The 12,510-nt window shown below is 53.3% G+C and carries 9 protein-coding genes and 1 riboswitch; of the genes, 8 read left to right on the top strand and 1 reads right to left on the bottom strand.

Annotation, left to right across the window (positions count from 1 at the left end):
* The first annotated feature begins 484 nt into the window (after positions 1–484).
* Entirely contained in the window at positions 485–922 is a 438-nt protein-coding gene (locus ACYQ2M_RS23710) for a VOC family protein (RefSeq protein WP_459918874.1), read from the top strand.
* Here the strand turns inward: ACYQ2M_RS23710 and ACYQ2M_RS23705 are convergent.
* Positions 847–1,536: a TolC family protein gene (locus ACYQ2M_RS23705; RefSeq protein ID WP_459918875.1), complete on the bottom strand. Its 690-nt coding sequence runs from the start codon at positions 1,534–1,536 to the stop codon at positions 847–849. The two genes, ACYQ2M_RS23710 and ACYQ2M_RS23705, sit on opposite strands and share 76 nt — an antisense overlap.
* Positions 1,537–2,022: 486 nt before the next feature.
* Positions 2,023–2,203, top strand: a riboswitch (cobalamin riboswitch).
* A 542-nt stretch (positions 2,204–2,745) separates the two neighbouring features.
* Here ACYQ2M_RS23705 and ACYQ2M_RS23700 point away from each other — a divergent pair.
* From ACYQ2M_RS23700 to ACYQ2M_RS23670, 7 genes are all read left to right on the top strand, one after another.
* On the top strand, positions 2,746–4,890 hold the full coding sequence (locus ACYQ2M_RS23700) for a TonB-dependent receptor (protein ID WP_459918873.1): 2,145 nt from the start codon (positions 2,746–2,748) through the stop codon (positions 4,888–4,890).
* A 36-nt stretch (positions 4,891–4,926) separates the two neighbouring features.
* On the top strand, positions 4,927–6,612 hold the full coding sequence (locus ACYQ2M_RS23695; protein ID WP_459918872.1) for an SAM-dependent methyltransferase: 1,686 nt from the start codon (positions 4,927–4,929) through the stop codon (positions 6,610–6,612).
* 66 nt (positions 6,613–6,678) lie between these two features.
* Positions 6,679–8,109: an APC family permease gene (locus tag ACYQ2M_RS23690; protein ID WP_459918871.1), complete on the top strand. Its 1,431-nt coding sequence runs from the start codon at positions 6,679–6,681 to the stop codon at positions 8,107–8,109.
* Between the two features lie 57 nt (positions 8,110–8,166).
* Entirely contained in the window at positions 8,167–11,355 is a 3,189-nt protein-coding gene (locus ACYQ2M_RS23685) for a fused MFS/spermidine synthase (RefSeq protein WP_459918870.1), read from the top strand.
* Positions 11,356–11,489: 134 nt separating this feature from the next.
* On the top strand, positions 11,490–11,804 hold the full coding sequence (locus ACYQ2M_RS23680; RefSeq protein WP_459918869.1) for a 4Fe-4S binding protein: 315 nt from the start codon (positions 11,490–11,492) through the stop codon (positions 11,802–11,804).
* Positions 11,714–11,974 (top strand): hypothetical protein, encoded by a 261-nt coding sequence (locus tag ACYQ2M_RS23675; protein ID WP_459918876.1) that lies wholly within the window; start codon positions 11,714–11,716, stop codon positions 11,972–11,974. Before ACYQ2M_RS23680 ends, ACYQ2M_RS23675 begins: the two co-directional genes overlap by 91 nt.
* A 6-nt stretch (positions 11,975–11,980) precedes the next feature.
* On the top strand, positions 11,981–12,328 hold the full coding sequence (locus tag ACYQ2M_RS23670) for a 4Fe-4S binding protein (protein ID WP_459918868.1): 348 nt from the start codon (positions 11,981–11,983) through the stop codon (positions 12,326–12,328).
* The last annotated feature ends 182 nt before the right edge of the window (positions 12,329–12,510 follow it).

Here is a 12,510-nt window from a genome sequence, read left to right as displayed (position 1 = left end):
GTTCTGCCCGTTGTTTGTATCTCATCACCGTCGGCAACAGCCGGTGATGCCTGGACCTTGGTATCCCGGTAGGTCCTACCCGGGAATTTTTGCAAAAGAAAATCAATGCATGCAAAGCAGATCTCCCCGGACTCTTTTCAGTACCCCCTTGAGGGGTGAAAGAACGTGAACTGTCACTACACAACCGCAGCATTTACCCTGTCTCCTGAATCCTGGGCTTTGATATGTTGTGCTGGCTTACCCGGAGACCAGGCCTTATATACTGTTTCTGTTCGTCGGCTCATGGTTTTGCACTCCAACTTCCTTCAGACGGTCCCTCACGGTTCCGCCCTTGTTTTCGGCTAATACTTGTGTTAACAGGATTCACGTATAGGGGACTTGCACCCCATACGTTCACGCCCATGCCGGGCGTACACATCTTTTTCCAGCGGACTCGGTACCCTCGCCGCTGAAAAATGCGTTATGAACTAAAAAGGTGAGAATAATGAAGATTTCAAGAGTAACAATTTTAACGCTTGGCGTAGGCGATTTAGGCAAAGCTACAGACTTTTACAAAGCTGTACTTGGTACACCTCCCAATATATCGGATGGGATTACTTTTATTGAGCTGCCCGGCACCTGGGTTGCCCTCTACCCTTTTGAAAAACTCGCAGAAGATATCTCGTCCGATGTTCCTGTAAGTCGCAGCGGGTTTAACGGAATCACACTTGCTCACAACGCTCGTAGCAAGGATGAGGTTGTTGAAATTATAAGACGTGCGGAGACGGCTGGTGCCAGGATTATTAAAGAACCTCAAGATACTTTCTGGGGCGGCTTCAGTGGATACTTCTCTGATCTTGATGGTTATTACTGGGAAGTAGCTTGGGGGCCAATGTTTGAGTTTACAGACAGTGGTGAAATGAAATTCAAAGAAGACTCATAACAAGGCAAATTCAGCCGGGAAAGGGCCTTGGCCAGGTCCTGGGTATCCACGGTAGGCATGCCCCTGACAGGGCCGAGCAATTTTTCCCCCCGAATTTCCCGGATCATCTCCTCAGCATCGGCGGCGGTCTGGGCCATGAATTCGTTTTCCGCCTCCTGGATGTCCGGCCGCCGCCTGATGACGTCGGCGGGCAGGCCCACGGCAACGGTGGGGAAAAGTTCCGGCAGGGAGACAACGTCGCTGAGAAGCGCGTGAAGCTGGCCCGGCCGCTTCTCCGTGAGCACGGCCACCCGGTTCATGGCCGCCGACAGGCTGCTCTCAAGAGTGGGAATTCTGGACTTTGCGCTCTCCAGGCTGTAGAAGGCCTGGCGCACGGGCAGTTCATCTGTCAGCCCGGCCTGGTATCGCCACAGGGTGATCTGCCGGGATTCGGTCTGGGAGGTGATGCTTTCCCGGACCACTGCCAGGCGTGCCTGATAGGTTCTCACCTCAATATAGCTTTGGGCCAGGTCCGCCCCAAGGGAGATGAGGACATCCCGCAATGCCTCCTGCTGGACGGCAAGGTCGGCGTTGGCCGCGTGTCCTTCCCCTCGATTTCCCGCAGTGCCCGGTATTGGGTAACACGTGCCAGGGCCAGGCGGAGATCCAGGTTGGCCAGAATGGCCTGCTCAATGAGATCGGATAAAATCGAATCGTTGAAAATCTGCCACCATTGGGCCAGGTGCTCAGGATTGGCCTGTTCCAGGGTCAGCCTCTGAATCATGGAAGAGCGCCACGGTTCCTGGGGCACAAGACCGGGACTTTCATAGTCCGGTCCCACTGCGGTGCACCCGGTGCCGCCAGAAGGCATAACATCCAAAATCCCCTGAAAAAAGGGAACAGATAGTGACTTAAGCTGGCCATAGAGATCCTCTTGGGTTTACCTAAGATCTGTCTGATGGTCCTGTCTGAGGTCGGGCATCAACTTTTCGGGAGATGTTTCCAGGACCGAATGGGCCAGAGGTTAATGGGGGATACAATCGGTGTCAATGTTTTTTTTATGAATGACAACTATTTTTTTACTGGATCTCTTTTTTGTTGACAAACCTTTTTCCTTTTAACTATACCAACAGAGTTCAGGTGCTCATGGAGCTGAAAAGGGAATCCCGTGGAAATCGGGGACGGACCCGCCGCTGTGATCGGAGATGAACGCTGCAGAATACCACTGGCTGGAAGGCTGGGAAGGTGCGGCAATCAGATTGAACCGAAAGTCAGAAGACCTGCCAGGACAAAAAAGAGGTATTGCCGCGTGGTTGGCACAGCCTTGTTCCGGTTTTTTTGAAAAGGGAGATCCGGGACTGAGTACCTTCGGTCCCGTTTTATTTTATGAATTAATCGGCCATGAAGGTCGCATCCCTTTCCAAACTAACGCGGGTAAGCCGCAACCCAGGCGCCGTCCATCGACTTTTTGTTTTTTTTGACCAAGAATTCCGATGTAAGGGGCTAAAAGGGTCAGGAATATCAAACAAATCAGCCACGTAGGCAGAGAGGACCTCTGTTTTCGTGGCTTTTTTTTTGAGAGGGAGGAGAGACTTTCAAACTGAAAAAACAATGAGTTATAGCTCATAATTAAAATATTTTTCGATCATTTGACAGCCAAAATCAGGTGATCAAAAAAAGGCAGCCGCATCCCGGCCAGGACGTTTCGGCTGCCTTGGGGTTTGCAATCCCGACAAGCGGGGCTGCTTTTTTATTTTTACGTCAAAGCGCCTCCACTGTCAATGCAAATGATGGATTGTTCAGCCGTTAACATGTCATGCAAAAGTTGAAAGGAGGTAAAAAGAATGAAACGAATTTACGCGTTGGTGACAGCACTGGGATTCCTCGTGATGAGCACCCTTGTCTCACCTGTCCACGCGCAAGAGGAGAAAACCGATTTCCAACCGGTCACCTCCTCGGAAATTGAAGAAGGAAAGGTTCATAAGCTGAAAGATATGGTGGTTACGGAAGAAAGCGGAGCAGAGGGGATTAAAGTCAATCCCGATAAAACCACCATTGATTTTGATGAGTTCTCCATCGTTGGCGACAAAAACAATATCCAGGATCTGCTCAAGACCCAGGCTATTTTCGATTTTCGGGGGAGTACAGACCTGGTGCCCGACAGCGATACCATGAACATGCGCGGCTTTTCCAGCGGACGCTTTGTAATGGCCGTAGACGGCCTCACCGTTCAGAAAACCGGCGGCCGCAAAGGCACACATATTGTAGATTACAGTCTGCTTTCCGCCCTGCCCATTGAAAAAATCGAAATCATCGCCGGCCCCCATTCCGCCCTTTACGACAGCAAGAGCATTGGTGGTGCGGTCAATATCATCACCCAAGCGCCCCACCGCCGTGAAACGCTGGCACCGGATGCCACTCTAAGCAGCAGTTTCAGTTCCTACAACACCCAGAATCACAAGTTAAGCCTGGATGGAGCCGTGGACATGGTGACCTATGCCGTCAGCGCCCAGAAGCAAAGCACCGACGGTTATCTGCGCCACAACGAAACCGATATCGAAAACTATTCGGGCAGCCTGGGACTGATTCTGCCCTTTGATGGGTATGTCAACGTAAGTGCTTCAAATTCCAACATTGATCGGGAGGTTGCCGTGAACAATACGGGGGATGATCACGATTCCAGCTATCCCGAGGTAACGGATTCTTCATGGGCCCCCTATCAGGACCCCACCTGGGATAAAGAAGCGTGGTCCTACAAGGTGAATTATTTCCAGAATCTGCCCATCGGACGTCTGAGCGCAGGCGCCTACAAAAGCATGGAAAACCGCCATCGGGACTATGAGGTCTGGATCGATGATGACGACCATTCCCTTGGAACGGAACGGACCTATTGGAAGACGAAGTGGCAGCAGGAGGGCGGCAGAATACAGGATATCTACCAGTGGTCGGAAAATCATGAGACCACGGTGGGATTTGAACTGGCAAAGCTGTACGATGGCGATGATCTGGATGAACGGGTCAGGAAAAATGGCACCTACATCCAACATCAGTGGGACATTACCTCTTTTCTGGATGTCAAGTTCGGTTTGCGGAATGAGGATGTCCACATCTGGGTCAGCAACAGTGGTATTCCCAACCGCGGAGACTGGATCAAACGGACTTGGAACGAATGGGTGCCCAAGTCCTATACCACCCTGAAAATGGACCAGATGGCCGACTGGCTGCGGGACACCTCGCTTTCCCTGGGTATTTCCAAAATCTGGCATGCACCGGATTCCCATGGTGAGTACAACCCGCAGGGCAAGCCGGCTGGCGCCTGGCTGGATCCTGAACATGGCATGGGCTACGATCTGGTGCTTAACCGACGTCTGTGCAGGGATATTTCCATGACGCTGGACTACTCTTTCTATCAGATCAAGGACTACATTATCACGAATAGAAGTTACGCCAAATATTCCGGTTCCGGTGCCGGCGACCTGCGTTACAGCGATTATAAAATCAACCTCGATGAAGTGTATCGCCATGGGATTGAACTAAACCTCGGGGGGCATCTGTTTGACGATCTATCGTTTTATCTGAGCTATGCCTGGCAGAAATTCGACAACCAGGGGAACGAACCGGCCGGTGAGACGGAGCTGGATGATGAAGCCGAACATCGGGTGACCGCCGGACTCAGTTACCAGCTTTGCGATAAAACCGCTTTGAAACTGGACTATTCCTATCAGGGCACGGAAACACAGGAGCAGTCTGAAGAGATCGGTGAAGACGAAAACGGAGATCCGATTTATACCTATAGAGAAGTGGACAATCCAGGCTACAGCGTTTTCAACTTTGCCGTGGAACAGATCTTGTTCAAAAACAAGTACCACATAAAGAATGCACAGTTGCAGCTTTACATCAAGAACCTTCTAGACGAGGAATACTACGACTCCCGGGGCTATCTGGCAACGGACCGGACCTTTGGCGTCAACTTGAGTTTCCGGCTATAGTATGGGTTTTCAAAAATGAAATCTGGAGAAAATTAAATGCATGATAACAAATTAAGGAAAAAAATTTGGATCGGCGGACTGGCATTGGTGCTGGCATCCCTGATGACCCTGGGCTTCACGATATCCAAGGGGGTGGCCCAAGCCCAACAGGCAAAGACGTCGGGAAGCTATAAGGTGGTGGGCATCGGGCCCGGGGATGGCGATCTTCTGACTGTAAGAGCGGCAGAGGCCATCCGCGGTGCGGATCTGGTGTTCTGCAACCCGAAAACCAGACAGAAACTTACCCCATACGTCGATTTTTCCGGGAAAAAAGTGGTGGAAGGTTATGGGGTTTTGTTCCGCTATTACGGCAGGGATTGCAAACAGGTCAACCCGGAGAAAAAGAAAAACAAGGGCCGGATGAACTGCGAAGAGTATCATCGCAGGCAGGCTGAGTTTGCCGTCATGGTAAGGGAGGCGGTAAAAGCAGGCAGTCATGTGGTTCTGCTCAGCGGCGGCGACCCCACCATTTACGGGCCCGATATGTGGACCGTAAAGGAACTCAAGGATCTGAATCCGACGGTCATTCCAGGTCTCAGCGCCTTTAACGCGGCCAATGCGGCCCTTCAGGTCGGCCTGGGTGAAGTGATGCTCACGGCTCCCTTCGAAAAAGAGGGAAGCCGGGACAGCATCGAGCAATTGGCCGTACATGACAGGGCCACCATGGTCATTTTCATGCCCAGAGACATGAAAGCGCTGTTTGCCCGTCTTTCAACATCCTACCCTGCAACCACACCGGCAGCCATTGTCAGCAGTGCCGGCATGGTGGGTCAGGAAAGGGTCACCATGGGTACGGTGGGCAGCTTTGCCGCCGATACTTCCGGCATTGATGAACGGCGATCCATCGTATACGTGGGCAAAGCCCTGGGCCGGGCCACATTCAAGCCGGTTCCGCCCTCCAACCAGACCGGAAAGGGAAAATTCTATCTGGTCGGCGTTGGCCCGGGTGATGCCGACCTGATCACCCTGCGGGGACTTAAAGTAATCAAATCGGCAGATCTGATCTTTGCCCACCAGCGGCTCAGGGATAAATTTAAGGATGCCCTCTCCGGCAAAAAAGTGATCACCGGTTATCATCGCCTTTTCCCCTTTTACGGGCAACCCTGCCCCAAGACTCCGCCAGACGCGCAAAAACAAAAACGGGAACGTATGAGCTGTGAGGAGTATCATAAAAAACAGGAAACGTTCGCCGCCATGGTGCGTGAGGCAGTGGCCCAGGGCAAGACCGTTGCCATGCTGGACAGCGGAGATCCGTTGGTCTACGGCCCCTGTGCCTGGTCCCTGACCGAGCTACGCGACCTCAATACCGAAGTGGTGCCGGGACTGAGCTGTTTCAACGCCGCCAATGCGGCCCTCAAGGCCGGTGTCACCGAAGGAGAAAACGCTCATTCCGTGCTCCTGGCATCAGGATGGTCGGTTAAGGAGATGGCTGTCCATCAGAGCACCATGGTGCTCTTTACCATGCGCACGGAGTTCAAGAAGTTCATCAACGGTCTGTCGGCCCACTATGCGGCGGATACCCCCGTGGCCATCGTATTCAGTGCCGGCTATGCGGAAAAGGAAAAGGTCATGCACGGAACCCTGGGAACGATTCTGGAACAGACAGGAACCGACAGAATGCCCTTTGAATATCTGCTTTATGTGGGTGATTTCTTGTCTGATGGAGGGCGCGTTGCCCATTAAATTCCCAATTAACTGCTTGAACATCCGGTCTACATCGGTGATTTCAAGAAATAGGAATTTGATAAAATGTCCAATGAATTAAAACGGGAACTGGGCCTATTTTCGGCAACGGCCCTGGTCATTGCCAATATGGTCGGTTCCGGTATTTTCACGACCTCCGGGTTTATCATGGCCGAGCTGAAAAATCCGCACACCCTTGTTCTGTGCTGGATTTTCGGCGGGTTGTTCGCCCTGTGCGGTGCCCTGTGCTACGGAGAGCTGGGCGCACGCTTTCCCAAGGCCGGCGGGGAGTACGTTTTTTTAAAGGAGACCCTGGGCCGGCCGGTGGGGTTTCTCTCCGGCTGGATCTCCCTGATCGTGGGATTTTCCGCACCCATTGCGGCGGCATCCATGGCCTTTGCCACCTACCTTTTCCAGGCCTTTTCAATCCCTGCGGGTAGTGGAGGGATGGTTTTCCAGGTAGCCGACATCCCGCTGGTGACCTTGTCACCCCAGACGCTGACGGCCATGGGAGTCATCCTGCTCTTTTCCCTGATCCACTATCACAGCCTCCAGGCCGGCAGCCGGGTACAAAACGGATTAACCCTGTTTAAAATTGCTCTGGTGATCGTGTTTATCTGTGCCGGTCTGGCATTGGGCAACGGCTCCATGGACCATTTTACAGCCCCGGCATCCCCTGCCTGGTCCCCGGAAAAGTTTGCCGTGTCCCTGATTTTTGTCTCTTTTTCCTACAGCGGCTGGAACGCTGCCGCATATCTGGGGTCTGAGATCGTCAATCCCCGGAGGAATATTCCCATTGCTTTGCTGGCCGGTACCATAGTCGTGGTGATCTTGTACGTCCTGCTGAATCTTGTCTACCTGTATGCCCTGCCTTCCCAAGCCATGGAGGGTGTACTGGAAATCGGTGCCAAGTCAGCCTCTTCCCTGTTCGGCACGGGTGTCAGCCGACTGTTCAGCGGCGCCGTGGCCCTGGGGCTGTTATCCGTACTGAGCGCCATGATTCTGACCGGGCCGAGAATTTATTATGCCATGTCCAGGGACGGACTCTTCTTCCAGATGTTCGGCCGTCTGGACCCGCATCGCAGCACACCGGCCAAATCCATTTTCCTGCAAGGGGCCATTGCCGTCATGATGGTGGTCTCAGCCTCATTTGACAGCCTTTTGCTCTATATCGGATTTACCCTTTCACTCTTTGCCATGCTGGCGGTCATTGGATTGATGCGCATCCGGCAGTGCACCCCCTTGTCCGGCGGCACATACCGAACCTTTGGATACCCGCTGACACCGCTGCTCTTTATTTTCGGAAATCTATGGATCATTTTTTACTCCATCAAAAGCCGCCCGGTCACGGCCCTGTTCGGACTTGGCACCATCGGATTGGGAGTTTTGGCATACCTCTATTTCAACCTCCGGAACCGTCGGGAAACCGATTCCCTTTCAATGAGGGGCCGGAAAGATCTTGAAACCCTGCAACAACAGGGCAGATCCAACGGATGATTTTACATCTGATAAGGAAAATTTCATGAAATCCCTTCTCATTTTCATGGTAAAAAGATGCTGAATTTTTTTGTGGCCGGCTGCTTTTTTCTTTCCGGAGCCGCCGGCCTGGTCTATGAAGTGATCTGGGTACGGCTCATCGACAAGATCATTGGCGGAGCGCCGTTTGCCGTGGCCACGGTGCTTTCCGTGTTCATGGCCGGGCTGGCCCTGGGCAGCTATCTGTCCGGCCGGATCGTGGACCGGTTTACCCGGCGGGCCACCCTGCTGACCCTGTACGGTGTCATGGAAATCGGCATCGGCTCGTGCGCCATGCTCGTACCGCTCCTGATCCGGGCCATCCAGCCGCTCTACCACTTCCTTTATGACCCGCTTCTGAATCATGCCTGGGCATATCCCCTTGTCTCCCTTGTCAGCTCCGTTTTTATTTTGATCGTGCCCACGGCCCTCATGGGAGCGACCCTTCCGGTGCTGTGCCGGTTTTACGTCATGCGCCTGGATCACATCGGCAGTCGCACCGGATGGCTTTACGGCCTGAACACCATCGGGGCGGCACTGGGCGTTATTTTGTGCGGGTTTGTGTTGATTAAAAGCCTGGGCGTTTCCATGACCCTGACCCTGTTTGCCTCCATCAACGGATTGATTGGTCTGTCCTGCATTCTGCTTTCACGTTTCCTGCCCGCCGATGGGGTATCGTCGGCGAATCTTCCGCATGAAGAACCGGCCCAGGCCGTGACACCGGGATGCAACAATATCCATGATGGATTGGTCCGCTGGGGTGTGCTGATCTTTGCCGCCTCCGGATTCTGTTCCATGGCTTACGAGGTTCTGTGGACACGTTTGCTGGGGCTCATTGCCGGGCCCACCACCTATTGTTTCAGCCTTGTGGTGGCCACCTTTATCATCGGCCTGGCCCTGGGCAGTATCCTGTTCGGCCGCCTGGCCGACAAAACCCACAACGTACTGGCCTTACTGGCCGGCACTCAGATGGCGGCAGCCATGTTGGCACTTGTCGTCAGTCAACTCCTGGGCAACGGGCAGTTTTTTTTCGCCAAATTGATTCATACCTACCAAGACCGATTTTCCCATCTTCTTTTCATGCAGTCCCTGGTGCTATTCGGTCTGCTGCTGGCCCCGACCCTGTTGCTGGGGGCGGCCTTCCCGCTGGTCAACCGCCTTTACATTCAATCCATCGGCAGCATGGGACGTCGGATGGGAACGGCCTATGCCCTGAATACCGTGGGAGCCCTGACCGGTTCCTTTGTGGCCGGTTTTGTACTGGTGCCATGGGTGGGCAAAATGAACGGATTACGCATGGTCATTTTATTGCAGTTTTGTCTGTCAGGTCTAATGCTATTATACTTGAACGTCAAAAGGCAAAGGCGTATCCCCCATCGCCTGGCCATTGCGGGGCTGATCGCTATGGGATGCCTGCTGATCAGCTTTTTTCCCAACTGGCGCACCGACCTGCTTTCACGGGGATGGTATCGGGACTTTGATGCGCTTCAGTCAGAGCTGAACTGCACGGGGTGGACAGAGGCTTTGATGAAAGGGGCCCAGCGGATTGCCCATCACCGTCAGGGGCTGGATGTCGTTTTCCAGGGGGAGAGCACCAGCGGATTTACCACCGTCGAAAGGGAAACCACCAGCATGGGAACCGTGGAATACGCCATGTTCAACAGCGGCAAGGCCGATGCCTCTTCCCATGGGGACTGTTCCACGCAAACGCTTTCCGCGCATATTCCCATGCTTTTCCATCCAAGTGCCAAAAAGGTCATGCTGCTGGGGCTTGCCAGCGGCATGACCGCCGGAGAGATCCTGCTCTACCCTGTGGAAAGGCTGGATGTGCTGGAGATCAACCAGGCGGTGGTCACCGCCTGCCGGAACTATTTTTCTCCCTGGAACAATAACTGCCTGGAGGATCCCCGCACCCACCTGATGATCCAGGACGGGCGTAATCATCTGGCCCTGACCCGCCACTCCTACGATGTGATTATCTCCGAACCTTCCAATCCCTGGATGGCCGGACTGGCCAATTTATACACCCTGGAATTTTTTCAACTGGCCAGGAAGCGTCTGACGCCCAAAGGATTTTTCGGCCAGTGGATCCAGGCCTATGAAATGGATAAAGCGACATTTTCCCTGCTGGGGCGAACCTTTACCGCTGTTTTTCAAAACAGTACCTTGATCAAGGTGGGTCCCGTGGATTACCTCATGTTGGGCTTCAATGATGCGCATGGGAAATTGGACTGGAAGGTGGCAAAGCAGAATGCGGTCTATGCAAAAAAGTCCACCCTGGTCAGTTTTCCAGGAATCGATTTTCTTGTCCATTTGATCGTATCCGAGGATTTGAGACCCATGTTCGGCAACGGCCCGTTGCATACGGATAACCTGCCCTATCTTGAATTCTCAGCCCCCAGAACCCTGTATCAGGAAAATGGGGATAATATCCAACGCATGATCGGCGGAAACCGTTGGCTATCGGCGGAGACAGAGCACCTTTTAAACAGCCACAACGATAACGCCACCCTGATGGATCTGGTGGCGTTTGCCGCCTCAGCCAATGTGCCCATGTTCAAGGGTGTCCTGCCCTGGCCCCAGCTTGAAAAGAGAGAGCAGCTGCGCTACCGGAAAATCGTGGATAGCTATTGCCGGCGGGTTCCGGTTCCCGCCTATGACATCTTTGATTGCACGGATCTCAAGACCGCCTGTGCCGGGATTCAAGCAGATGCCATTCAAAAAAAGATCACAGCCGATGATTATGACACGGCCATAGATCATTATAACCTGGCCCTGGCCCATATCGCCGGCGGAAAGAAAAAGCTGGCAGTGGACAGTCTGCGCACGGCGATCCGGCTCGATGCGAACAATGAAGCGGCCCTGACCGCCCTGGGCCTGATCATGGCCGAATCCGGCTCCCTGGATAAAGCAGCGCAGCTTTTAAGCAATGCCATCGGATTGGCACCACGCAAGGCAGCCCCTTACAAGTATTTGGGCATGGTGGAGCTGAGACGCAGAGCACCTGACCAGGCCATTCTTAATCTTTCCACCGCACTTCGTCTTTCCCCTGACGATGAAGTGATCCTCAGCGAGTTGGGGACGGCCTATTACCTGCAGGGGGATATGGACAAGGCGGTTGTCTACCTAAACAAGGCCCTTGCCAGCAATCCCCGTGATGATCAAAGCCGGTATTACCTGGACCTGGCCATGGAAAAACGAAAAAAGCAATCTGAAATTCGACAGTAGAGTAGGATTTCACCGATTTGTTGGTATAATAAAGCCAGAGCCGATTCTCTAGACGTTCCTGATATACCTGCCGTTTTTGAGTAACAAAAATTTTTCGTTGTGGCAGGTTTTTCTGCCATGTGTTTTTTTTATTCATGAAATTCCTTGCTTTGGTCAGCCTGATCTATCTGCAATTTGTTCCGTCTCTGCTCAAGTTTCTGAGACAGATGGCAATGGGGGCAACGGGATTCATAGTGGTCCTGGCCCTAACCCTGGTGTGCGGCCGGATCTATTGCGCCACCAGCTGTCCCCTGGGAACACTTCAGGATCTGATTTCCCGTCTCTTCTCAACAAAGCGCCTCTTCAGGGGGAAATCAAGTTGGAAATTCAGTGGGAAAAGACAAAGATGCCGCCCCAGGCACGCCTTTTCCCCCCCACGCACCCTCTTACGAGATACCTTTTTTCCCTGACGGTCCTGTTTTTTCTTCTGGGCAGTGGCTTTGCGCTCAACCTGCTTGACCCCTTCAGCAGTTTCGGACGGATTTTGTCAAATATCCTGCGCCCCGTTATCCTTGCCCTGAACAACCTGTCGGCCCCCCTGATGGAGTGCCTGGGGGTCAATACCCTTTATCGTGTTTAGTGGCCGGTGGTCGCACCGGTATCCCTGGGGATCGCACTGGCAACCCTAAGTGTGGCGGGATGGTTGAGCGCCCGGCATGGCCGCCTCTACTGCAACATCCTCTGCCCACTGGGGGCCCTGCTGGGCCTCGTGGCCAGCGTATCGCTGCTCAGAATCGGCATTGACAAGGATACCTGCAAGACCTGCAGATTATGTGAAACCGTCTGCAAGGCTGGCTGCATTGACATAAAAAGTATGGCCGTGGATACCAGCCGCTGTGTGGCCTGCTGCAACTATCTGCCCCAGTGGTGCCCTCCTCCCCCTTTCCAAAACAGAAAAGCAACGCACCCAGGTCGGCGTGGCAAAGTTCATTAAAGAAAACTGTGTGGTCTATACGGACAACACCAATTGCGGGGCATACTCTGAACACTGCCCGACCAAGGCGGTGCACATGGTGCCTTACCTGAATGCGGTGGGGACTTCATAAATCTGCCCTTTGAAGCTGATGGTGGCATCATTGTTTACGACCCGCTCATGGCGGACAAGAAAAATGGCGT

This window comes from Desulfocicer niacini, from assembly GCF_054657595.1.
This window is presented reverse-complemented; position numbering and strand designations above follow the sequence as displayed.

What these genes read in the sequence shown, in the direction of transcription:
- ACYQ2M_RS23710 (WP_459918874.1), top strand. Translation starts at nt 485, where the DNA reads ATGAAGATTTCAAGAGTAACAATTTTAACGCTTGGCGTAGGCGATTTA.
- ACYQ2M_RS23700 (WP_459918873.1), top strand. Translation starts at nt 2,746, where the DNA reads ATGAAACGAATTTACGCGTTGGTGACAGCACTGGGATTCCTCGTGATG.
- ACYQ2M_RS23695 (WP_459918872.1), top strand. Translation starts at nt 4,927, where the DNA reads ATGCATGATAACAAATTAAGGAAAAAAATTTGGATCGGCGGACTGGCA.
- ACYQ2M_RS23690 (WP_459918871.1), top strand. Translation starts at nt 6,679, where the DNA reads ATGTCCAATGAATTAAAACGGGAACTGGGCCTATTTTCGGCAACGGCC.
- ACYQ2M_RS23685 (WP_459918870.1), top strand. Translation starts at nt 8,167, where the DNA reads ATGCTGAATTTTTTTGTGGCCGGCTGCTTTTTTCTTTCCGGAGCCGCC.
- ACYQ2M_RS23680 (WP_459918869.1), top strand. Translation starts at nt 11,490, where the DNA reads ATGAAATTCCTTGCTTTGGTCAGCCTGATCTATCTGCAATTTGTTCCG.